Annotated in this window: 20 protein-coding genes and 1 tRNA gene; 10 read left to right on the top strand and 11 right to left on the bottom strand. The window is 57.8% G+C overall.

What is annotated here, in order from left to right:
* Positions 1-19: 19 nt before the first annotated feature.
* The 4 genes from MPRO_RS05745 to MPRO_RS05730 all read right to left on the bottom strand — a co-directional run bounded on the left by MPRO_RS05745 (position 20) and on the right by MPRO_RS05730 (position 4695).
* Positions 20-1123, bottom strand: a complete 1104-nt coding sequence (locus MPRO_RS05745) for an enoyl-CoA hydratase/isomerase family protein (protein ID WP_067288639.1) — start codon at positions 1121-1123, stop codon at positions 20-22.
* A 10-nt stretch (positions 1124-1133) separates the two neighbouring features.
* Positions 1134-1910 (bottom strand): enoyl-CoA hydratase, encoded by a 777-nt coding sequence (locus MPRO_RS05740; protein WP_067288635.1) that lies wholly within the window; start codon positions 1908-1910, stop codon positions 1134-1136.
* Positions 1911-1979: 69 nt separating this feature from the next.
* Positions 1980-3137 (bottom strand): acyl-CoA dehydrogenase family protein, encoded by a 1158-nt coding sequence (locus tag MPRO_RS05735; RefSeq protein WP_067288629.1) that lies wholly within the window; start codon positions 3135-3137, stop codon positions 1980-1982.
* Between the two features lie 64 nt (positions 3138-3201).
* A complete protein-coding gene (locus MPRO_RS05730; protein ID WP_067288626.1) occupies positions 3202-4695 on the bottom strand; it encodes a CoA-acylating methylmalonate-semialdehyde dehydrogenase in 1494 nt (497 codons plus the stop codon).
* Positions 4696-5051: 356 nt separating this feature from the next.
* Between MPRO_RS05730 and MPRO_RS05725 the strand changes: the two genes are divergently transcribed.
* Positions 5052-5951 (top strand): AraC family transcriptional regulator, encoded by a 900-nt coding sequence (locus MPRO_RS05725; RefSeq protein WP_067288623.1) that lies wholly within the window; start codon positions 5052-5054, stop codon positions 5949-5951.
* A gap of 68 nt (positions 5952-6019) precedes the next feature.
* Here the strand turns inward: MPRO_RS05725 and MPRO_RS05720 are convergent, their stop codons facing one another.
* Complete coding sequence (locus MPRO_RS05720; RefSeq protein ID WP_067288619.1) at positions 6020-7201, bottom strand: acetyl-CoA C-acyltransferase; 1182 nt, start codon at positions 7199-7201, stop codon at positions 6020-6022.
* A gap of 356 nt (positions 7202-7557) precedes the next feature.
* Between MPRO_RS05720 and MPRO_RS05715 the strand changes: the two genes are divergently transcribed.
* From MPRO_RS05715 to MPRO_RS05680, 8 genes are all read left to right on the top strand, one after another.
* Positions 7558-7977: a MerR family transcriptional regulator gene (locus MPRO_RS05715; protein ID WP_067288616.1), complete on the top strand. Its 420-nt coding sequence runs from the start codon at positions 7558-7560 to the stop codon at positions 7975-7977.
* A 128-nt stretch (positions 7978-8105) separates the two neighbouring features.
* A complete protein-coding gene (locus MPRO_RS05710) occupies positions 8106-8738 on the top strand; it encodes a peroxidase-related enzyme (protein WP_067288613.1) in 633 nt (210 codons plus the stop codon).
* Between the two features lie 97 nt (positions 8739-8835).
* Complete coding sequence (locus MPRO_RS05705; RefSeq protein ID WP_067288610.1) at positions 8836-10527, top strand: AMP-binding protein; 1692 nt, start codon at positions 8836-8838, stop codon at positions 10525-10527.
* Positions 10528-10529: 2 nt separating this feature from the next.
* Positions 10530-11369: a class I SAM-dependent methyltransferase gene (locus MPRO_RS05700; protein ID WP_067288607.1), complete on the top strand. Its 840-nt coding sequence runs from the start codon at positions 10530-10532 to the stop codon at positions 11367-11369.
* 315 nt (positions 11370-11684) lie between these two features.
* A complete protein-coding gene (locus MPRO_RS05695) occupies positions 11685-12824 on the top strand; it encodes a substrate-binding domain-containing protein (RefSeq protein WP_067288604.1) in 1140 nt (379 codons plus the stop codon).
* 33 nt (positions 12825-12857) lie between these two features.
* The gene (locus MPRO_RS05690; protein WP_067288601.1) at positions 12858-15989 is read left to right on the top strand and encodes an EAL domain-containing protein; all 3132 of its coding nucleotides are present in this window, start codon (positions 12858-12860) and stop codon (positions 15987-15989) included.
* A gap of 155 nt (positions 15990-16144) precedes the next feature.
* Positions 16145-16723, top strand: coding sequence for a PA14 domain-containing protein (locus MPRO_RS05685; protein WP_158651762.1), 579 nt, complete (start codon positions 16145-16147; stop codon positions 16721-16723).
* A gap of 168 nt (positions 16724-16891) precedes the next feature.
* The gene (locus tag MPRO_RS05680; protein ID WP_067288596.1) at positions 16892-17200 is read left to right on the top strand and encodes a hypothetical protein; all 309 of its coding nucleotides are present in this window, start codon (positions 16892-16894) and stop codon (positions 17198-17200) included.
* Between the two features lie 81 nt (positions 17201-17281).
* On the opposite strand, the gene MPRO_RS05675 is transcribed toward MPRO_RS05680, so the two are convergent.
* Positions 17282-17358, bottom strand: a tRNA-Val gene (locus tag MPRO_RS05675).
* A 170-nt stretch (positions 17359-17528) separates the two neighbouring features.
* On the bottom strand, positions 17529-18146 hold the full coding sequence (locus MPRO_RS05670; RefSeq protein ID WP_067288592.1) for a DJ-1/PfpI family protein: 618 nt from the start codon (positions 18144-18146) through the stop codon (positions 17529-17531).
* Between the two features lie 83 nt (positions 18147-18229).
* Here MPRO_RS05670 and MPRO_RS05665 point away from each other — a divergent pair, with 83 nt between their 5' ends.
* Entirely contained in the window at positions 18230-19591 is a 1362-nt protein-coding gene (locus tag MPRO_RS05665) for an aminotransferase-like domain-containing protein (RefSeq protein WP_245635038.1), read from the top strand.
* 114 nt (positions 19592-19705) lie between these two features.
* Here MPRO_RS05665 and MPRO_RS05660 read toward each other — a convergent pair whose 3' ends face one another.
* The 4 genes from MPRO_RS05660 to MPRO_RS05645 all read right to left on the bottom strand — a co-directional run.
* Complete coding sequence (locus MPRO_RS05660; RefSeq protein ID WP_067288586.1) at positions 19706-20059, bottom strand: hypothetical protein; 354 nt, start codon at positions 20057-20059, stop codon at positions 19706-19708.
* 471 nt (positions 20060-20530) lie between these two features.
* Entirely contained in the window at positions 20531-21748 is a 1218-nt protein-coding gene (locus MPRO_RS05655) for a hypothetical protein (protein WP_067288584.1), read from the bottom strand.
* Between the two features lie 60 nt (positions 21749-21808).
* Positions 21809-22324 carry a P-loop NTPase fold protein gene (locus tag MPRO_RS05650; RefSeq protein WP_067288582.1) on the bottom strand — a complete coding sequence of 172 codons (516 nt, stop codon included), beginning with the start codon at positions 22322-22324 and terminating at the stop codon, positions 21809-21811.
* Positions 22325-22327: 3 nt separating this feature from the next.
* A partial coding sequence (locus MPRO_RS05645) for a transposase (protein ID WP_173645498.1) occupies positions 22328-22627 on the bottom strand: 300 nt, incomplete at its 5' end.

Here is a 22627-nt window from a genome sequence, read left to right as displayed (position 1 = left end):
CGCGCCTGGCGCTTCAAACTCACAGGTCGGCCAGTGGCTGTTCCTGCCCAAGGGGGTTGGCGAAGAGCTCTGCGATAAAGGCCGGATCTACCGCCTCCAGCGAGCGGTAACGCCATTGCGGCTGACCGTCCTTGTCGATCAGCAAGGCCCGCACGCCTTCAGCGAACTCACCCTGGCGGCAGCACTGCAGCGACAGCAGTAATTCCTGCTGGAAGACTTCGCGCAGCGACAGATGCCGGCTGCGCTGCAGCTGTGCGCCAATCAGCTGCAAGGAGAGCGGGCTGCCATTGCGCACCGCTTTCTGTGCTCGCATAACCCACTTGTCATCGGACTCCAGCGCCAGCAAGGCCGCCACTATGGCCTGAACACTGTCATGGTCGGTCAGGCTGCGGATCAGATCGAAATGCTCGCGAATCGGTGCCGGCTGCGTATCGAAACAGCTGCGGGATTCGCCCTCAAGCTCTCGCAGTATGCGGCTTACGGTACCGCCGGCATCGCCATTCCAGGCTTCGCTTGCGAGCCGGCTCAGCAGACCCTCGCGCAGACCCGCATCGATCGCACGATCCGCCAGCCCCAGGAAGATGGCATCGCGGGCGTTAATCGGATTGCCGGTGAGCCCCAGAAACAGACCGGTGCCGCCCTGCATGCGGTTAAGGAACCAGCTGCCGCCCACATCCGGATAGAGGCCAATGCTGACTTCCGGCATAGCCAGGTGCGAGGTCTGGGTCACCACGCGGTGACTGCAGCCATTCATCAGCCCCATGCCGCCGCCCATAACGATGCCGCTACCCCAGCAGATAATCGGCTTGGGGCTGGTATGAATGGCGTAGTCCAGACGGTACTCTCGGGTAAAAAACGCCTGGGGAAAATCCGTATCGGCTTCGCCTGTCATGGCCTTGTACAGGTTGACGATATCGCCGCCGGCACAAAACGCCTTGTCGCCGCTGCTGTCCAGCAGTATCGCCACTATGCGCTCATCGGCCTGCCAGCGATCGAGCTGTGGCTGAATCAGATCGATCATTTCCAGCGTCAGGGCATTAAGCGTACGCTCGGAGTTCAGCCGGATCTCGCCGATCAGGTGACCGCTCTGGGTGGGATGTTCAGTAAAAAGTACGGCGCTCATGCAGGGCTCCTCAGCAGTTTTTCCATTGCGGTGCGCGCTTCTCGAGAAAGGCATTGACGCCCTCTCGCTGGTCTTCGCTATGGAACAGATCCACGAAGAGTTCCCGCTCCAGGATGTAGCCCTGATCCAGCGGACGGCTGCGGCCCGACTGAATCAGCGTCTTGCAGGCGCTCACCGCTACCGGGCTTTGCTGCGCCACCTGTTCGGCCAGCGCCAGCGCACGCTCAAGCCCCTGTCCGCGGGCCACCACTTCTTCCACCAGACCGATCTTTTCAGCCTGGGCCGCATCAATGCGCTCACCGCAAAGAATCATGCGTTTGGCCCAACCCTCGCCCACCAGCAGGGCCAGATTCTGGGTGCCGCCGGCGCAGGGCAGCAGGCCCACCTTGGCTTCCGGCAACGCCATCTGGGCCTGTTCTTCGGCGATACGGATATCACAGGCCAGTGCCACTTCTAGCCCGCCCCCCATGGCAAAACCATTAATTGCGGCGATGGACACTCCGCGAAAACGGCTCAGGGCTTCGAAGGCCTCACCGAAATAGCGCGCCATATCCCGGGCAACCGCACGATCACCGTCGGCGAACAGCTTCAGATCGGCGCCAGCGGAGAAAAACTTCTCGCCCTGACCGGTCAGCACCAGGGCATAGATATCCCGGTCCTGATTGAGTTCCTCCACCAGCACCTTGAGGCCCTTGAGGCTGTCGGCGGTCCAGGTATTGGCTGGCGGGTTGTTCATGCTTACCAGGGCAACGTGGCCGCGGCGTTCACACATCAGACTGTCGTTCATCCTGTGCTCCCTGTTACTTGTGCCATATCACGGCTAAATAGCCACTACTGACTAATCATTACTGAGCAGTCACAGCAAATCGGCGGCGTTTTCGGCCAGAAGCCTGCGCGAAATAATCAGCCGCATAACTTCGTTGGTCCCTTCCAGAATACGGTGTACCCGACTGTCCCGCAGGTAGCGCTCCAGCGGATATTCCTTGATATAACCATTGCCGCCGTGCAGCTGCAGCGCCTCGTCACAAACCCGGTAGCCCGCATCGGTGGCAAAACGCTTGGCCATGGCGCAGTAGGTCGAGGCGTCCACATGGCCCTGATCCAGCTTGCTGGCAGCAAGGCGCACCAGCTGACGCGCCGCGACCAGCTCGGTCGCCATATCGGCGAGCTTGAACTGCAGCGCCTGAAAGTCAGCCAGCCGCTTGCCGAACTGGCGCCGCTCCAGCATATAGTTGCGCGCGTCATTCAGCGCCTGCTGCGCAGTACCCAGAGAACAGGTGGCGATATTGATGCGTCCACCATCCAGCCCCTTCATGGCCAGCTTGAAACCCTCGCCTTCCGATGCCAGCAGATTGGCCACCGGTACCTTCACATCATCAAAGGTAATCGTGCGGGTAGGCTGGCTGTTCCAGCCCAGCTTGTCTTCCTTGCGGCCGTAGCTGACGCCATCGCTGTTGGCATCAATCACCAGAGCCGATATCCCGGCCGCACCAGCGCCACCGGTTCGGGCCATGACTACCAGCACATCGGTACTGCCGGCGCCTGAGATAAAGCATTTACTGCCATTGACCACATAATAATCGCCCTCGCGCCGCGCCGTGGTTTTGAGCGAAGCGGCATCGGAGCCGGCATTGGCTTCGGTCAGACAGTAGGAGCCAAGCTTCACGCCACTGATCAGATCATCGGCGTAAGCTTCCCGCGCGCCAGCGCTGCCAAAGCTCGCCACCATCCAGGTCACCATATTGTGAATGGTGAGGTAGGCGGTGGTAGAGGTGCAGCCCATGGAGAGCTGCTCAAAAATAATATGCGAGTCCAGCCGGCTCAGCCCCATTCCACCGTGCTCCTCTGCGGTATAGAGACCACAGAAGCCAAGCTCACCAGCTTTTCTGAGCACATCCACCGGGAAGTACGCTTTCTCGTCCCACTCGGCGGCATGGGGCGCGAGTTCATTTTCAGCAAAGGCGCGGGCCATATCGGCAAACGCCTGTTGCTCTTCGTTCAATTCAAAATCCATGCATGTACCTCCGCAAAAACCCGGGGCCCTGCAGCGCCCCGGGTGTCGTCTGTTACTGCAGCAGTTATTTAAGCTGAATGGTCATGTTGGGACCGCCGGCAATATCGTCTTCGAACCAGCGAGCGGTGACGGTTTTGGTTTCAGTGTAGAAACGCACCGCCTGTTTGCCATAGGCATGCTGATCACCGTAGAAGGATTTTCTCCAGCCGGTGAAGGAGAAGAATGGCAAAGGCACCGGTACCGGCACATTGATACCCACCTGGCCGACCTGGATTTCATGCTGATACTTGCGTGCCGCAGCCCCGGATGCGGTAAACAGGGAGGTACCGTTGCCGTAGGGATTGGCATTGATCAGACTGATGGCCTCCTCCAGCGTATCCACTTCCATGACCACCAGCACAGGGCCAAAGATTTCTTCACGGTAAATCGACATATCAGGCGTCACACCGGTAAACAGTGTAGGGCCAACCCAGTTGCCATCCGGTGCACCTTCCACCACGCAGTCGCTGCCATCGAGCACGCAGTTGGCGCCCGCATCCTTGCCTTCCTGAATAAAGCGCAGCACACGCTCCTTGGACTGAGGGTTGATCAGCGGACCGAAGCCGGCCTTGGGATCATCCCAGCGACCCGGGCGCACCTGAGCCAGGGCTTCACGCAGCTCCGGAACCCAGTTGCGCGACTCACCTACAAAGACCGCGACCGAGATGGCCATGCAACGCTGACCGCCGGCCCCCACAGAGGCACCCACCAGGTTATTGATCACATGCTGCTTCTGCGCATCCGGCATGATCACCATATGGTTCTTGGCGCCGGCAAAGGCCTGCACGCGTTTCATGTTGGCGGTACCGGTACGGTAAATGTGCTCGCCCACGGCCACAGAACCCACAAAGGAAATGGCAGGAACATCGGGGTGGTGCAGCAACTGATCGACCTGTTCCTTGCCACCGTGAATGACCTGCAGCAGACCATCGGGCGCACCGGCCTCCTGAAACAGCTCGGCCAGACGCATAGGCGTCAGGGGATCCTGCTCCGAGGGCTTGAGTACGAAAGTGTTGCCGCAGGCAATGGCCATGGGGAACATCCACAGCGGAATCATGGCCGGAAAGTTGAATGGCGTTATGCCGGCGCAGACACCCAGTGGCTGGGTATAGCTGTAGCAGTCAATTTTGCGCGCGACATTCTCAACGGTTTCACCCATGGAGAGCGATGCAATGTTGCAGGCGTGCTCCACCACTTCGATACCGCGCCAGACATCGCCCTTGGCATCGTCGAAGGTCTTGCCGGTTTCCTTGGCCAGAATGGTGGCAATTTCATCGTGGTGCTGCTTGAGCAGATCCTGGTAGCGCAGCATCAGACGGGCGCGCTCGGACACAGGGGTTTCCTTCCAGGTTTCAAACGCCTTTTTGGCCGTTGCTACCGCCAGATCCACTTCTTCCACCGTGGCACAGGGCGCCTGGGCGATGACTTCCTGGGTGGCAGGATCCGTCACGGGAATCCACTGCTGGGTTTCGCTGCGGAGCATTTTACCGCCAATCAGAAGAGGAACGTGCTGAGTCATTGCTATCACCTGTTTATGGTTACTGTTATCGGGTGCTGCTATTGAATGCTGACATGGCCACCGACCCGGGTCGGTACTGCGCAATAGGTTATTTGTACCATGAGTACCCCATTTGTCAGATTGATAATCTTGCGCACTTAATGGACTATATTGCGATCAAATACATAGATACCCTAGCAGCCTGTCGGGCTTGGCCGATCGTAGCGAGGGAAAGTCCGTTTTGAGGCAGTTTTTGAGCTCATTTGAGGCAAATAGTGGTTCTATTTAACAAAAAAGAGGACGAAAAATGACCAAAGTCGGCTTTTCTGCAGTAGATCAGTGTCAGTTCGACAGGCTGCAAGGTTGGTAATGCCGCCATGAGCACCCCATCGAGCTGGCCACTGACCAGTGACAGCATTCGCTTTGTGATTCCCAGGCGCATAGTAGCTGCACTTGCCAGCCATCCACTGAGTCTGCAGCTCTATCCGCTGGGTATCGGCTACTATCAGCACGCCCGCGGACACCAGATGCAGCGCGCCAATCACGACGATAACTTGTTGATTTACTGCCTGGAAGGACGCGGACGACTGACGTTGAATGGTCGCTCGCGCACCGTAAAACCGGGGGACCTGCTGATTCTTCCCCAGGGCTTGAGTCACAGCTATGAGACCCCTGATCAGAACCCATGGAGCATTCTGTGGGTACATTTTGAAGGGGAACTGGCGGCAGAATTCATCCAGCAACTTGATGCAGAGGATGGCTCCGCGCTGCTGCCACTGGGAGTACATTCCCGTCTGGTGGCCGACTTTGAGGCCCTGCTTGATGCCCGCCAGGCCAGCCACAACCTTGCATCATTCATTCACTGCGCCAATCAGCTGCGTCAACTTCTGACACATATTGCGCTTCTCAAGCCCATGGCCACCCGCCTGGCCGGCGACAGCATGGATCTGGAAACCATTCACAGTCTGATGCAGGCGCGGCTGCACGAGCAGCTGGATATCGACACCCTCGCAGCTGCGGTAAACCTGTCAAAGTTCCACTTCATCAAGAAGTACAAGGCGCTGACCGGCACCACGCCGATCAGCCACTTTATTCATTTGAAGATTGAACGCGCCTGCCATCTGCTGGATGTCACCAGCAAGGGCGTGAATGAGGTTGCCTGGGCATTGGGATATGAGGATGCCTATTACTTTTCTCGCATCTTCAAAAAATCCATGGGCATGTCACCCAGTCAGTACCGCCGCATCCGCCTGGGTGGCTTCAGTTACAAGAGCTGAGAGGCAGGCCGAAGCACCGGGCTGAAACCCTGTACCCAAACCCCTGCCCCGCCTCAGTTTGGAGCGACTCAGATCAACTCGATCGCCACCGCCGTGGCTTCACCACCACCGATGCACAAAGAGGCAATACCCTTACTCAGGCCGCGCTGCTTGAGTGCATGCAGCAAGGTGACCAGGATACGCGAACCGCTCGAACCGATCGGGTGCCCCAGGGCGCAGGCACCGCCGCGAACATTAACCTTTGCAGGATCCAGACCCAGCTCGCGCACCGCCAGCATGGTAACGACGGCAAAGGCCTCGTTGATCTCGAACAGATCCACCTCATCCGCCTTCCAGCCGGCCTTTTGCAATACCTTCTCGATAGCCCCTATGGGCGCAATGGTGAACTCTTCCGGCAACTGGGCGTGGGTTGAGTGGGCCACAATGCGCGCCATCGGCTTAAGACCCCGCTGCTGTGCTTCAGACGCTGCCATCAGCACCAGTGCTGAAGCGCCATCGGAGATTGAGCTGGAGTTGGCCGCCGTGACCGAGCCATCCTTCGCAAAGGCCGGCTTCAGGCCACGAATCTTGTCGGGCCTGGCATTGCCCGGCTGCTCATCGGTATCAACCTGGATATCGGCGCCTCGCCCCGCCACGGTAACGGCGGAAATCTCGTCCTGGAAAGCGCCGGATTCAATGGCCGCCAGCGCTTTTTCCAGCGAGGCGATAGCAAAGTCATCCATGGTTTCACGGCTGACAACAAAGCGATCCGCCGCCTGCTGGGCAAAGGCCCCCATGAGCCCACCCTTATAGGCATCCTCAAGACCGTCGCAGAACATGTGATCGATCACCTGACCATGCCCCATGCGCATGCCCTGGCGGGCCTTGGGCAGCAAGTACGGCGCCTGACTCATGTTTTCCATGCCTCCGGCTACCATGGTCACGGCAGAACCTGCCAGTATCTGGTCATGGGCCTGCATCACCGCCTTCATGCCGGAGCCGCACATCTTGTTGACCGTGGTGCAGCCCGTGGCGAATGGAATTCCCGCCGCCAGGGATGCCTGACGTGCCGGTGCCTGGCCCAGGCCCGCCGGCAGCACGCAGCCCATAATGACTTCGTCTATATCCTCAGGCGCGAGCCCTGCACGGGCCACCGCCGCCGCGATGGCGGTTCCGCCGAGCTTGGGTGCCGACACCGTCGACAGCGCGCCCATCATGCCCCCCATGGGGGTGCGGGCTGCACCCAGAATAACCACTGATTCCCGCTGCATAGACACCTCACAGTTTACGTAAACGTCAATTTAAATAGGTAGCAATGAGTCGGCAAATAGTCGCTGCAAACTCACAGATCCGCCTCTGTCACTCGGACTACAAGCGTGATGGATAGCGCTACTGTCGCCTGTTTGGGGCATCCGGGTCAATCTCAAAAACCCAAAGATAAGGGTTAACTCGTACAACTTTAGTCTAATATGAAATTTTTCTATCGTACCAACCGAGCAATCACTTCCCTTATAATTCAGTCAGTTACAAATAGGTCACAGACTGCGCTAAGCTTTGAAGCATCACGAAAGGATGTTTACGTTCACGTAAACTTGATTTACCCTCGGATCCAACTCAAGAGTCATACATGAACACACAGACCCGTTATTCCATCAGTGATCTTGCCAGGGAGTTCGACATCACGACCCGCAGTATCCGCTTCTATGAAGACCAGGGACTGCTGTCACCGGAACGTCGTGGCCAGACCCGTATTTACAGTCGCCAGGACAGGGTACGGCTGAAACTGATTCTGCGCGGCAAGCGCCTGGGGTTTTCGCTCACCGAGTGCGGCGAGCTGTTCGAGCTCTGGGATCACAGCAACAGCGGCAGTGAACTACAACTGCGCCTGATGCTGACGCGCATCACCGAGAAGCGACAGGCGCTGGAACAGCAACTGCGCGACATCGCCATGATGCAGCAGGAACTCGACGGTGCAGAAAACCGCTGCAGCGAAGCGCTTAACGCCCTGACAGCGGCGCAGAATGCCGCCAAGGCCACCCAGAAGTAAAGCGCCGCTACCCCGTTTTCCAGACGGCAGACTTGCAGTTGGCGGGCGGCACGCATATTAACCATGCCGGCACTCACAGCCGGCACCAACAATGCCGGTGCTTATGCCTGGCCGGGAAGGACGCCTCCATGCCGCAGAACAATTCAAACAGTCAGGCACAACAACAGACACAGCAGGGCCCGGTCACCGCACTGGATCTGCCCATACCCGCGCACAAGGACCTGCCGGAGCCTGTCGCACAGTACTTTTCCAAGTGTCAGGAAAAGCTCGGCCTGGTGCCCAATGTCCTCACCGCCTACAGCCACAACCTCGAACAGCTCGATGCCTTCACCCGCCTCTACAATGAACTGATGTTTGGCGTCAGCGGCCTGAGCACGCTGGAGCGGGAAATGATCGCCGTGGTGGTCTCGGCCCACAACCGCTGCTTTTACTGCCTCAGCGCCCACGGTGCCGCCGTGCGACAGTACTCCGGCAATCCGCTGCTGGGCGAACAGCTGGTGATGAACTACCGGGTGGCCGACATTTCACCGCGCCAGCGGGCCATGCTGGATTTCGCCCAGCGCCTGACCGCACAGCCAGAAGCTATTGAAGAAACAGATCGTCAGCAGCTGCGCGAGCAGGGCTTTAGCGATAGCGAGATCTGGGATATCGCCAGCCTGACCGGCTTCTACAATATGACCAACCGCCTGGCCGGTGCCGTCGAGATGCAGCCCAACCCCGAATATCACGCCAGCTACCGCACCGCGGCCGAGCCGGCCTGAACACCGCGTTCACATATCTGGTCTGAGCACTCTGCAGCCATGCTCAGTCCCACCCGTTTCGATTGAATGAGCCATAAAAACAAGAGGTTCACCCCCCATGAACAACGCGCTACCCAGCTATACCAGCGGTACCTCGGATCAGCCCCTGATCGGCATGACCATCGGTGACAAGTTCGACCAGACCGTCGCCACCTACCCGGACAACGACGCCCTGATCGTGCGTCACCAGGCCATACGCTGGAGCTATCGCGAGCTGCAGCAACAGGTCAACCAGTGCGCCCGCGCCCTGCTGGCCATCGGCATCAGCAAGGGAGATCGGGTGGCGATTTGGTCACCCAATAATGCCCAGTGGACCACGCTGCAGTTTGCCACGGCCAAGATCGGCGCCATCCTGGTAAACATCAATCCGGCCTACCGACTGCATGAGCTGGACTACGCGCTGAATCACTCCACCCCGCGCCTGCTGGTGATTGCCGAGAACTTCAAAAGCTCGGACTACACCCAGATGCTGTATGAACTGGCGCCAGAGCTGCGAGATTGCGCCGCCGGCAAACTGAAGGCCGCCCGGGTGCCGCAGCTGGAGATGGTGGTGAACCTGGCCCGGCAGCCCCATGCCGGCATGTGGAGCTGGGACGATCTGGTCGCCAACGCTGCCGGCATCGACGAGGCCACCCTGGCCCAGGCTCAGGCCGGGCTGCAGTTCGATGATGCGATCAATATCCAGTACACCTCGGGCACCACCGGTTTTCCCAAGGGCGCCACCCTGTCGCACCACAATATTCTCAACAATGGCTTCTCCGTTGCCCGCAGCATGGGCTTTACCGACAAGGACCGGCTGGTCATTCCGGTGCCGCTGTACCACTGTTTTGGCATGGTGATGGGCAATCTGGGCTGCATCACCCACGGCGCCACCATGATATATCCGGGCGAGGGTTTCGACCCCAAAACCGTACTCGACACCGTGGCCGAAGAGCGTGCCACCGCCCTCTACGGTGTACCCACCATGTTTATTGCCGAGCTGGAGCACCCAGACTTTGCCAGCTACGATCTCAGCTCGCTGCGCACCGGCATAATGGCGGGCTCTATCTGCCCGGCCGAGGTGATGAAGGCCGTGAATTCCAAAATGCATATGGAAGAGGTACAGATCGCCTATGGCATGACCGAAACCAGCCCGGTATCCACCCAGACCGCCGCCAATGATCCCTTCGACAAGCGCGTCACCACCGTAGGGCGCACCCAGCCACACCTGGAGTCCAAGATCGTGGATGCTGCCACCGGCCAGATAGTCCCGCGCGGCACCATCGGTGAGCTCTGCACCCGCGGCTACAGCGTCATGCTCAAGTACTGGGAAAACGAGGAAGCCACCCAAAGCGCCATTGATGCCAACGGCTGGATGCACACCGAGGACCTCGCCACCATGGATGACGAGGGCTATATCCAGATCGTGGGCCGTATCAAGGATATGGTGATTCGCGGCGGCGAAAACGTCTATCCCAAGGAAGTGGAAGAGTTTCTCTATACTCACCCGGCCATTTCCGATGTGCAGGTCACCGGTGTGCCGGACAAGAAGTTTGGCGAAGAGCTGATCGCCTGGGTCAAGCTGCAACCCGGCGCTGACAGCGTGAGTGCCGATGAGCTGCGCGCCTTCTGCAAGGGCCAGATTACGCACTTCAAGATCCCGCGCTACTTCAAGTTTGTCGATGAATTTCCCATGACTGTGACCGGCAAGATTCAGAAGTTCAAGATGCGCGAAATCTCCATCGACGAACTGGGTCTGGATCAGGGCTGACAATGTCCATCGACCACCACTACGGCAATAACCTGCAACAGCAGCAGGCGCTGCTGAGCGAACTGCGCAGCGCCTGCCCCAATGGGGCTGATGCCTGGCAGCTGGCGCCCATTGATCAGCTACATACCGGCGGCCTGCAGGCCTCCCTGCATCTGCGCGATACATTGGCGGCCTGCCTGGCGTCACAGCCGGCGCCGCGCATTCTGGATGCAGGCTCAGGCGCCGGCGGCCTGCTGCGCCTGCTGGCACAGCTGCCAGGCAGCGATGTCACCGGGCTGGACCTGTGTCACAATCTTAACCGACTGAGCCTGGCACTGTGCCAGCTGTACCGGCCACCTCGTTGCGTAACACAGGTCTCGGGCGACGCCCACTGCATGCCCTTTGCCAGCGATCATTTCGATGCCATAGTGCTGCAGCACAGCCTGCTGAACATGCCCAATCCCGACCAGGCACTGGATGAGTGCCTGCGTGTGCTCAAACCCGGTGGCCACCTGGTGCTGCACGAACTGGTTCAGGGGACCGCCCCCGCGCAGATGCAGTTTCCGGTCCCCTGGGCACAAGGGCCAGAACAATCCCACCTGCACAGCCCTGCCACACTGGTCGCACAGTTGCAGGCTCGCGGCTTTCAGATCCGCACCACCACCGACCTGACAGCATCCACCCTGGCCTGGCGCCAGCGGCAAGACAGTCGCCCGGCCACCGCCACCAGGTCGCAGACTCTCAGACTAACGCCTGCTCTGATTCTGGGGCCAGACTTTCCCCTCATGTTTGCCAACCTGCTGCACAACCTTCGCCATGGCGCCGTCGGCGTGATGCAATACCTGGCATGCAAGCCTGAGTAAGGTTCGCGTGTTCGATAACAGTTTTCCAGACTTGCCCCCTTAGCCAAGCCCGCCCCCAACCCTCCTGAGCCTGTGGTTCAAACAAACACAGGATTATTAGGGTGCCATCGTTTAAGATGACGTGCGAAACAGCCTGTCGTGACCCACGACAGGCGCCAAAGCGCCCATTGCTCCGACAAAACGCGCCCAAGCTATCCGCCGCGTCGGCCGAGCCCGCACTTGCATCAAGCGCGAGGCCTAACCTACAGTGGACGTTGTGAACCCTGCCAGCCGTGCTACGACAAAGGGCTCACCTGATGAAAAAGGTAGATCACCATGTTTGTAGCCAGAATTACCCGTCTTTTATCGCCAGGCTCGCACCCAGGATACAGTCTGGCACTGTTTGTGTTGCTGCTATTGCCGCAACAGGCGATCAGCAGTGAAGACTACACCCCGCTGGATGACTATCTGCATCAACATCCCGAGCAGGTCGAGCGCATGGCTAACTTTGCCAGCATCGTCAGCAGCCCTGCCATAGCACTGACCGCACCGCAGAACCGCCCCGTGCGCATCGCCATTATCTACCCGGCCTTTCAGACATCGGATTACTGGCGCCTCAGCATCCTTGCACTCGAGGCACGCCTGAAGGAGCTGAAAATCAGCTACGAGTTGCAGACGCATCTTTCCGGGCTCAACGACGACCCTTCGGTACTGGCGATACAGCTGCAAAAGTCACTGGACTGGCAACCGGACTATCTGATCTTCACCCTGGGTGCGCTCATCCACCGCCAGCTGATCGAAAAAATTCTGGCGCAGAAGACCCCCAAGCTGATCCTGCAGAATGTCACCACTCCACTGCAAAACTGGTCCGCACGCCCGCCGTTCCTCTATGTCGGTTTCGACCATCAGGCCGGCACCCGATTGCTGGCGCAGGCCATGCTGGCCGACAACAGCACCCCGAAGCAGTACGCCATGCTGTACTCTTCCCACGGCTATATCAGCCGCCTGCGCGGAGACACCTTTATTCGCCTGGGCAACGAGAACCCCGCAACCCGCCAACTCGGCAGCTACTACACAGACAACAATAGCGATTTGGCGCGGGATGCAACGCTACAGGAGCTCGATCGCCACCCGGACCTGAACATGCTGTTTGCCTGCACCACCGATACAGCCCTGGGTGCCATAGAAGCACTGCGCATGCGGGGCAAACTGGAGCAGGTAACGCTGAATGGCTGGGGCGGCGGCAAAGCCGAACTTGAAGCGCTTAGCCGCGGCGAACTGGATCTTACCGTCATGCGCATGAACGACGACAACGGCGTCGCCATGGCCGAAGCCATCAAGGCCGAACTGGAACAGCGCTCCGACCAGGTGCCACAGGTTTTTTCCGGCGAAATGGTACTGGTTACGCGGGATATGCCGGCAAGTGAACTGAAGTTACTCACAGACAAAGCTTTTCGTTACAGTGCAGAGCAATGATACTGATACCAAATTCAAGCAGGGAGGCGGCACTTGCGTAAACTGAGCTTTACCAACACCGTACTTGGCATTGTTATAACTGCGACGCTCGCCCTGTCGCTGCTGATACTGATACCCGCCTACCAGAGCTCCATGCAGGTACTCGAGCAGGAACAGGCACTGGCCCAGCGCCGTCACGCCGCGCTCATCGACCAACTGTTCGAAAGCCATCTGCGGGGCATTGCACGCTCCTCCGCGACCCTGGCCGAAAGTCCTCAGCTCATTCAGGAAGCCAGCAGCGCTAACCTCGGCGGTATCAAGACACTGCTGCAAAAGACCATTAACAGCCGCAGTGGCGAACATATTCAGGCCTTTGCCGTGCAGCTGAAAGACGGCCCCCTCACACTTGTTCCCGCAGCTGCGCTTATTAATGTATATCTGCCGCTGGCAGAGCTTGCATCGCGCCGCATTGTGCCTGATACCTGGGCCACCCTGACGACCCGGCAAAAGCAGCAGGACTACCAGTTACTGCGCCTGAGCTTGCCAATTATTGCCGCGCCCTTCGGTGAGGTCGTGGGCTATCTGCACTCTTTTGTCATCCTCAATGACAATTTCTGGCTGCTCAATCAAATTCAGTCGATCTCCAATGCCCAGGCTATTGCACTTTATACCGACACCGACAACCGCCGTATCGGCGCCTTGATCGAGACGCAGGATCAGCTGCAACTGCTGGATGCGAGCAAGGCTGTCAACGCAACGGACACAAACGCCGAGACAGATACGGATGCCAGCCCCCAGGTGATCGTCCCGGATGACAGCATTGTGCAACGACACAGCCTGTTCATTGAGCCCGACAACCGCTTCGAAATACGCTTGCTGCTACCCGATCACGCCCGCATTCTTATGCGCCAGGCTTTTACCGGCAACATTGGCTACGGCCTGCTCGGAGCCCTGCTGATAGGCACATTACTGGTGCTCATCCTCTGCCGACTGGCCCAAAGGCCGATGCGCCATCTGTGCCGCTATATCGACTCGGTACCCGGAAAAAACGCTGAGTTCAAGATATCATCATCCGACATGAAGCCGCTGGCGAGCGCCGTACAAGGCATGCTGCAGCGCCTGCAGGAAAATGAGAACCTATTCAAAGGCGTACTGGCTCATGCCCCCAATCTCATCTTTCTGAAAGACAAGAACCTGCGCTATCGCATGATCAACCCCGCCTGTGCCCAGGCCATTGGCCTGAGTGCAGATCAGATCATCGGCCTGCGCGATGCTGATCTGCACCCTGAAACCCTGGCACAGCAACTCAGCCAGGCCGATCAGCAAGTTCTCAGTCAGCAGTGCGAAGTGCAAATAGAATACAGCGCCGAAACCGCGGATCGCGGCCGACGAGAGTTTCTCGGCACCCTGTTCCCGATTCCGAACAGCGAGGGTCAAGTCGCGGGCGTTGGCGGCCTTGTGCTGGATGTGACCGAATACCGGCTCGATACCGAGCACCAGAAACTGACCAGCCAGGTACTCAACAGCACCCACGAAGCCATTCTGGTGCTCGACCGGCACGGCAATATCATCACCGCCAACGCAGCCTACCTGCGCATCAGCGGCTTTAGCCAGCCGCAGACCTGGGGCCAAGCTTTCAGTCCACTGACACAACAGCCTGAGTTGCTCGAGCAGCTTGAGCAGAACGGGCAACTGCAAAGCGAAGCCATGCTGCGGCAAGCCAGCGGCGGATCAATGCCGATCTGGCTGTCTGTTTCACGCCTGCAGAGCGACGCGGCAAACAGCCACAACGAAGAGCGCTACGTTGCCGTATTCTCCGATACCAATCGGGTACCCGGCACCGAGCAGCAGCTTGAACTGGCTTCGCGCTACGACAGCCTCACCGGCCTGCCGAATCGTCAGCAGTTCTGTACACGGCTGGATCAGATACTGCACAAGGCCTCTAAAAACCAGGATACCGTGGCGGTACTCTTCGTCGATATCGATCACTTCAAGAGCATTAACGAGAGCCTGGGCCCTGCCGTGGGTGACCAGTTACTGCGCGAAACGGCCAGACGCATCGAAGGATGCCTGGAGTCTGGGGAAACCCTGGCGCGCCTGGGCGGCGACGAGTTCAGCATTATTCTGGACGATATTCCCGATGCCAGCAGCAGCCATACCATCGCTCGTTCCATCCAGCAGTCCTTTCAGCAACCCTTTTTCCTGGCGAATTCAGAAACCGTAGTGACCTGCAGCATCGGCATCTCGCTCTTCCCCGATGACGCCAGCGATGCCCAGACCCTGCTGGCCAAGGCCGACACCACCGCACAGCACGTCAAGCAGCAGGGCCGCAATGCCATCCTCTTTTTCGACAGCGGCGTGAATCAGCAGGCGCAGCAGGATCAGCAACTGAACGACGGCCTCAGGCGTGCCCAGTCCAACGGCGAACTCTTTCTGCAATATCAGCCACGCTTTGATATCGATGGCCAACGCATCCTGGGCGCTGAAGCCCTGCTGCGCTGGCTGCACCCGGAACAGGGCCTTATATCCCCGTTCACCTTTATCTCCCTGGCTGAAGAGTCAGGCATGATACTGGAGCTAGGCCCCTGGGCACTGCAACGGGCCTGCACCGAAGCCATGGAGTGGAACCGCCAAAGTCCGTACCCGATCCCCGTATCGGTGAACCTGTCACCCCGGCAGTTGCGTGACCCGGAACTGATCCCCGACATCTGCGATGCGCTTCGAATCAGCGGCCTGCCGCCTGAACTGCTGGAGCTGGAGATCACCGAGAGCGTGGTTATCGACGATATCAACCGCATTCTCGGTACCCTCTATGAGCTGCGCGACATGGGTATAGCGTTGTCGATCGACGACTTCGGCACCGGCTACTCTTCCCTCGCGTACCTGAAAAAGCTGCCGGTCAACACTGTCAAGATCGATCGCTCCTTTGTTGTCGATATGCCTGGCAACGACGATGACGAAAACCTGATCGAAGCTATCATCACCATGGCACACAGCCTGCGCTTCAAAGTCGTGGCCGAAGGCGTCGAGACCACAGCGCAGCAGGCCATCCTCAAGAAGCTGGGCTGTGACGAGCTGCAGGGCTTCCTGCTCGCGCGCCCCGGTAGCTGCGCCGACCTGATCGAAATTGCCAGGGACTCCCATAGCGACAGTGACGCTCTGTCGGAAATTTTGCTCCGACGCTAAAGCGCCACCCTAAAGAGCCCCCATCCTGTATCGAAAGCAGGAGCATTGTCTTGGCCCTGCCCTTTGGGCAGAATGAATTCAATCTGCCCCGCCACCGTTTGATTTTTCAACGGGCTAACGGCCATGCCACTGGCAGAAAACCCAAGGGAGAGCCCATGCGCAAACTGATCCCCACTCGGCCTCTGGCGTGCCTGCTGAGCAGCGCAGCCCTGCTATTTGGCGCAGCCGGCCAGGCCCAGACACCGGTTGCCGCCGACAACCTGCAGCCTGGACTTGAAGTCTGCTATATCGACGGATTGATTCGCCACATCGACGAGATGGTGCGGCTCGAAGCACGCAAACCCTGCGAACCCGGCCCCAATCTTCGGCTGCTAAACTCCAGTGTCGGCGGCGGCACAGTACTGACCAGCAACCTTAATGACGGTGTCATGGCACGGATCACCGGATTCATTCACCTCGACACTCAGGGCACCTACCTGTTTACCTTTGAATCCAACGACGGTGTACGGCTTGAAATCGACGGTCAGATGATTCTGGAAGACCCGGACGTACATTCCGACCGCTACGCCGAATACGGCCGAATGGAAGTCACAGAACCTGGCTGGTATCCACTCACCGTGCGCTACTTCGAGCGCAAGAGCACCTCTACTTTGCGCTTCTTCTGGCAGCCGCCAGGTACTGAAGGCACCATGCCCAAGGTTCCGGCCACGGCCCTGGCACACAAGGGCGCCTGAAAACCACGAGTACCCGCTGCGCGCGCTCGACGCAGCGTTAACCGCCCTAAAAATAGGAAAGTTTTTACGACAGCACGGCCACACACTCCAGAAGCACGCCTGCTATAGTTACGAAGTAATGGTTAACGCCCTGTACGGACACGGGGCATAGCAAAAGGACTTGCACCCATGCGTACTTCTGCCCTCCTGCATACCACTGCGGGCCAGCTGCGAAACATGCTACTCGCCAACGTCACTGCCAGACCCAACTACCGTGTCGTGGAAGACATCGAAAACACGGCCAAAGAACTTAAAGGCCTATGCCCCTACTCTGCTGACAAGGCCAGGCGTATAAGCCAGTGCGCGCTGGTGTTTTACAGCGAAGCTCTGGACGATGGTAACGAACACAGCGACAAGGCCGCGCAGTACCAGCGCATGCTGGAGCTGGCCGCCCAGATAGATCACGCCGCTACGGTGCATCAGCACAAGGGCAACTAGGGAAGAAGTGAAAAACAGCAGTACAGAAACAAAAACAGCCACTCGGCTTGACCCGTTAGTGGCTGTTTTTGTTACAAAATTTGGTAGGACTAAGCGGACTCGAACCGCTGACCCCCACCATGTCAAGGTGGTGCTCTAACCAACTGAGCTATAGTCCTGAAGAGATGGTGCGTATTATAGTGACGCCGACTTTGAACGCAAGCCTTTTTTGCTATTTATTCCCGATTGCTTTCAGCAACTTAGCCTGCAGCTTGGAAGCTTCATTTTGGCCAACCAGACGGAACTGAAAGCCGCTTCAGAGCGGCTTCGCCAGGCTTGGTTTTAGCGTTCAAGCAGTGACAGCCGTGTCGCCCAGATAGGGGCTGATAGTGTTCATCGCCCGCAACACATAATCTTCTTTCTCCCCCACTGGTGCCACGTAATGCACCGCTGATTGCGCCGCGTCAACACCCTCCAGACGGGCAATGACCCAAGCGGCAAGATACTGGGATGCAAGACAGCCACCGGCCGTGGCGACGTTACCTTTGGCAAAAAATGCCTGGTTGAGCACCTCGATACCGGCGTCCTGCACCCAGGGTTTTGTCGTCAGATCCGTGCAGGCCGGTACACCCGCAAGCATCCCTAGCCTTGCAAGCAAGAGCGTGCCGGAGCATTGCGCGCCCAGCAGCTGGCGGGAAGGATCAAGCTGTATCTGTTCCATTATCGACGCATCCGCCACTATCTCTCGCGTGCGCATGCCGCTGCCAATAATGACCGCATCAGCCGTGCTTGCCTCAGCAAGCGATACCTGACTCTCGAGCACCACGCCATTCATAGATCGCACCCGTGCAGCAGGGCTGGCAATGGTCACCCGCCAGTTGGGCTTAGCTACGCGATTCAGGATGCCGAGCGCGATCAGAGAGTCGAGTTCGTTGAAGCCTTCGAAGGTGAGAATAGAAATATGCATACTGTCGGAGTCCTGTTATCGACGCTTGCGAGGCCCAACTCTATGCCCCAAAATCAGGACAATCAAATTATTGTCATGGATACATTCCCATACCCAAATCTCAATACAAACGTCTGGTAGACGTCTTTGCCGCCGATATTCGCGCAGGCACCCTGGCGCCCGGTACCCGTCTGCCCACGCACCGCCAGCTGGCCGCCCGGGAAGGGATGGCCCTGGTGACAGCGTCTCGGGTCTATGCCGAGCTTGAGGCCATGGGTTTGACGAGCGGCGAAACCGGCCGAGGTACCTTTGTCCGAGAAACAGCGCTGTCCCCGGCCCAGGGCATAGACCAGCAGGCAACGGCCGCAAACATGGTCGATCTCAACTTCAACTACCCGTCGCTGCCGGGCCAGGCAGACTTGCTGCGCGGCGCCCTGCGCCAGCTCGCCGCTGCCGGCGATCTCGAAGCCCTGCTGCACTACCAGCCCCATGGCGGCCGCATGCATGAGCGTGCCACTATCGCCCGCCACCTGAAGTGTCGGGGACTGTCGGTTAGTGCCGAGCAGCTATTAATTGTGAGTGGCGCACAGCATGGCCTGGCCACAACTGTGATAGCACTGCTAGAGCCCGGTGATGTTATCGCCACAGATGCACTCACCTACCCAGGTTTCAATGTACTCGCCCAGGGTCATGGGCTGGAGTTGGCGCCCATTTCGGCGACAGACCAGGGCCCTGATCTGGACGCATTAGAGCGGCTATGCCAGAGCCGCCGAGTGCGTGCCCTCTACGCCATGCCGACCCTGCACAATCCCATGGGCTGGGTCTTAGACCTGAAGCAACGCCTGCAACTGGTCTCTATCGCTCGAAAATATGATCTGCTCATTATCGAGGACGCTGCTTATGCCTTTCTGGCACAAGAGCCCCCCGCTCCGCTGGTGACACTTGCCCCGGAGCGAACCGTCTATGTATCCGGCCTGTCCAAAAATGTTGCCACCGGGCTTCGTGTCGGATTTGTCGTCGCACCACTGCCCTGGGTGCCAAAGATCGAGCGCGCAATCCGTGCAACTACCTGGAACACACCGGGCGTTATGACCGCCATTGCCTGCGGCTGGATTGACGATGGAACCGTTACTCGCCTGGAAACCGAAAAACGCCGGGATGCCATACAGCGCCAAGCGATGGCACGGGAGATCCTGGCCGGACTGCAGTACAGCGGCCACCCGGCATCTTACTTCCTCTGGGTTAAGCTGCCAGAAGAAACCCGAGCCGACCGTGTAGTGGTGGCGCTGCTGCAGGAAAATATCGCCGTCTCTACGGCTGAGCCATTCGCCACATCCGAACGGGTTCCCCACGCAATACGTCTGGCACTGGGATCAGTGAAACTGGAAGTACTTGAAGTCGCACTAAAAACGGTGCGGCTTGTGATCGAGGATTGTTACGGCCAGGTCTTGCGGGAGAAAAACTGAGATCGCTGGAATCTGTGGTCAGGATGGTCTGGCTCACGTCAGCGTTATTATTCCTATCAGGCACAAAAAAGCCCCCGACATTACTGTCGGGGGCTTTTTTAAAAGCAGCTTAAATTAAGCTGTTTTTTTGGCAGCATTAACGAAAACATCTTTGCTTTCAGTCAGGATAGCCTGAACTTCAGTGAAGTAAGCCTTGGTGCTTTCTGCAGCTACCTGAGCATCAGCCTTCAGAGTCTCAAGGTTCTTCTTGGCTTCTTCAGATTTAGCAGTAACAAAAGAAGTCAGAGCTTCAGGGTTTTTGATTTCAGAAACAGCTTTGAAATCAGCCTGTGACTGAGCAATCTGCTTTTCGATAGCAGCTTTCTGCAGTTCGAATGCTTTTGTCATTGTAGCGGTGTTCAGTTCGATCAGCTTCTGTACAGGAGCGCCAAAAGCAGAGAAGTCAGCAGTAGGAAGATTCTTGAACATGATTAGGTACCTATTGGTTAAAGTCGTTTGGGTAAAATTAGTTGATGAGTGGATTCTATACCTCGCTATGTTGCAGTGCAACATACAAAAACAACCATTCCTGTATAATTCTTATAACCCACTGTAAATAAAGACTTAATATGTAATTTTTATTTTTGTGCAGAGCGTAAACATGCCGCCTGGCGCCTTGTTGCCCCCACCCCCTCAAGCCCTTGAGGACATATCATCCTTCGACCTCTGCGCTGGGCGGGCAGACCGGCACGGCGCTTGCCTCGACCACTTTGGAGTCAAAATCTAGAAGCCTGTCGGACTTGACCGGTCGTAGCGAGGAAAAGGCCGATTTGAGGCAGTTTTTGGGCTCTTTTGAGGCGAATAGTGGTTCTATTTAACAAAAAAGAGTACATAAATTGACCAAATTCGGCTTTTCCGCAGTAGATCAGTGTTAAGTCCGACAGGCTGTAGTAGCTGCTATCAGGCAAATTCCGTCGCCGTGACGACCTTGAGAAATTTGCGCCGCGCGTCTTGCTCCAGGAAAGCCGCGCCGTGCTTGTCGAGATGCTGCTGCAGAGCCTTCTGCAATTGCTCTACCACGGCCTGCCAGGCACTGGAATCCTCGTCCATACCAAGGTGTAGCGGCCGGGATTTTTGCGCCAGCAAAGTTGCCAGCTTGCCCTTGGCTAGCAGGTCAAACTTTTCCGCGTCGCGCAGCCAACTTGCATCCACCGAAAAAATTGCACTCAACGCCACCAGTTGCGCTTCGTCGATAAAACCCTCGTCCATGATCGCCGCTTCCGCGGCCAGGGCCTGCGACCTGAATAGGCGGCGCCACAGGGGCACCACTGACGTCGCATCCTCGCTACGATAACGCATGGCGATATAACGTACCCGATTGAGATAGCGCTTGATCGCCCGCGGCGTCTGCCGATTTAGCATGATCCAGGGATGCCACAGATTGAGCGCCTCCCTGAACGCTGCTGAGTCGGTGACAATGCGGGTCTGGCGCTTGAGCAGGTAGTAGAGAATGGCGCCTGTCAACAGCAGCAGAATCACGGTCGCCAGTACATAGGCCGCAGCTGAGTTGCGACCGGGCTGGCCAGCAACAAACTGTTGCACCTTAAGTGCAACCGACTTCCTAACGCCCGGTTGCTGCTCATCCCCCTCTTGCGCTGTACCAGCAGGGCTGGGGACAGGCGCATTTCTGAGTACCAGCTCCAGGCCTGTACCACCTTTGCCGATGTGCCCCAAGCGCACACCCCGCTCCAGGTCGCCTGGCCGAGCTTCCAGATGCAGTTGCAGTGTGCCGCTCTGTGGGCCCTTGTTCGAGTCAGTGGCATTTTGATCAGCCTGAGCGGTATGACTAAAATCGAGCACAAAACCCTGCTCGCCACCCTCCAGCTGCAGCGGCTGCAGCGTCACATTATCCCACTGCTGCACAACTATCGGCTCAGGCTCAGGCTGGGACTGCAGCAACCACTCGGGGCCCAGGCGCTCACCCAGCAAATAAAACAACTGCCCGGCTACGACACCTACAGCCGCAATACCCAGCATCCACAGCAAGTAGCGATAACGCTGCCACTGCAATTGCCCCCACTGGCGCAGCCGCTGTAGCGGCACAGATTCTGCGGCGGCGGCTTCCTCAGGCGTCAGTAAGCGGCTGGACGCTTCGCCCTCCAGTATAGGTACCGGCACCTTTATGTTAATGAGTTTTTCCAGATAGTTTTCCGAGAAGACCTTGCCGCTCTGCCCCGCCTAAACCATTTGCGCAAACTGCTGTTCAATACACACGCGCACCCATTTTTCATCCATACCAATAACGATGTAACAATCACCGGATACGGCGAGAAAATTTACCGCTTCAAGAATATCCACTACGTTTTCCTGGCGACAGCGATCGAGGTCGTCGATAAAGATCACCATGCGCCCCAGTTCCAGGGAGCTGGAAACGTCGTCGAATTCCCGCGCAAAACGCTGGCGAGCACCGGGGTCCATACGATTGCCGGCTTTATTGTCGCCACCGGCAATCGCCATCAGGCTTTCCGGATTGAGGCCAAAGGCGCGTAGCGCGCGCAGCGCCGCCAGCACCGGTGCCAAATTGCCAAACAACACCACCAGCAGTGAATCCAGATCGCCGGCGCCGGCCATCTGCACAATTTTCTCGCCTATCCAGCCACCGTAGTCGGCCTGTGATTCCAGCTGCAAATAGACAGTGGCGGCGGTGAATATCAGGATCAGCAACAGGGTTATTAACCCGGTGGATAAATACATCGCTCATGCTGCATACAGAATGTGTCCTGCCCGGAAATATGTTTTTACTCGTTCTGGCCGACGTTGCAATGTGAGCATGCATGATCGAGTGCGTTTCTTCAGGTCTTCAATCGAGCGGACCGCCGGACCACTGTGCACCATGTTTTTCAGGTCGCAGTTCAAGTATTCATCCGGGTTCAGTTCAGGTGAGTACGCTGGCAAAAAGAACACTTCCAGGTAGCGCTTCACGGGCTTCTTTGCGAGCCAGCGCTTCACGATCTTGGCATGATGGACTCGCCGGTTATCCAGAATAAGAAACACTTT

The organism is Marinobacterium profundum (assembly GCF_001528745.1).
Lineage (GTDB): Bacteria > Pseudomonadota > Gammaproteobacteria > Pseudomonadales > Balneatricaceae > Marinobacterium_A > Marinobacterium_A profundum.
This window is presented reverse-complemented; position numbering and strand designations above follow the sequence as displayed.

Coding starts and splice junctions, on each gene's coding strand:
- MPRO_RS05745 (WP_067288639.1), bottom strand. CDS start 1,123: ATGAGCGCCGTACTTTTTACTGAACATCCCACCCAGAGCGGTCACCTG.
- MPRO_RS05740 (WP_067288635.1), bottom strand. CDS start 1,910: ATGAACGACAGTCTGATGTGTGAACGCCGCGGCCACGTTGCCCTGGTA.
- MPRO_RS05735 (WP_067288629.1), bottom strand. CDS start 3,137: ATGGATTTTGAATTGAACGAAGAGCAACAGGCGTTTGCCGATATGGCC.
- MPRO_RS05730 (WP_067288626.1), bottom strand. CDS start 4,695: ATGACTCAGCACGTTCCTCTTCTGATTGGCGGTAAAATGCTCCGCAGC.
- MPRO_RS05725 (WP_067288623.1), top strand. CDS start 5,052: ATGAGCACCCCATCGAGCTGGCCACTGACCAGTGACAGCATTCGCTTT.
- MPRO_RS05720 (WP_067288619.1), bottom strand. CDS start 7,201: ATGCAGCGGGAATCAGTGGTTATTCTGGGTGCAGCCCGCACCCCCATG.
- MPRO_RS05715 (WP_067288616.1), top strand. CDS start 7,558: ATGAACACACAGACCCGTTATTCCATCAGTGATCTTGCCAGGGAGTTC.
- MPRO_RS05710 (WP_067288613.1), top strand. CDS start 8,106: ATGCCGCAGAACAATTCAAACAGTCAGGCACAACAACAGACACAGCAG.
- MPRO_RS05705 (WP_067288610.1), top strand. CDS start 8,836: ATGAACAACGCGCTACCCAGCTATACCAGCGGTACCTCGGATCAGCCC.
- MPRO_RS05700 (WP_067288607.1), top strand. CDS start 10,530: ATGTCCATCGACCACCACTACGGCAATAACCTGCAACAGCAGCAGGCG.
- MPRO_RS05695 (WP_067288604.1), top strand. CDS start 11,685: ATGTTTGTAGCCAGAATTACCCGTCTTTTATCGCCAGGCTCGCACCCA.
- MPRO_RS05685 (WP_158651762.1), top strand. CDS start 16,145: ATGCGCAAACTGATCCCCACTCGGCCTCTGGCGTGCCTGCTGAGCAGC.
- MPRO_RS05680 (WP_067288596.1), top strand. CDS start 16,892: ATGCGTACTTCTGCCCTCCTGCATACCACTGCGGGCCAGCTGCGAAAC.
- MPRO_RS05670 (WP_067288592.1), bottom strand. CDS start 18,146: ATGCATATTTCTATTCTCACCTTCGAAGGCTTCAACGAACTCGACTCT.
- MPRO_RS05660 (WP_067288586.1), bottom strand. CDS start 20,059: ATGTTCAAGAATCTTCCTACTGCTGACTTCTCTGCTTTTGGCGCTCCT.
- MPRO_RS05650 (WP_067288582.1), bottom strand. CDS start 22,324: ATGTATTTATCCACCGGGTTAATAACCCTGTTGCTGATCCTGATATTC.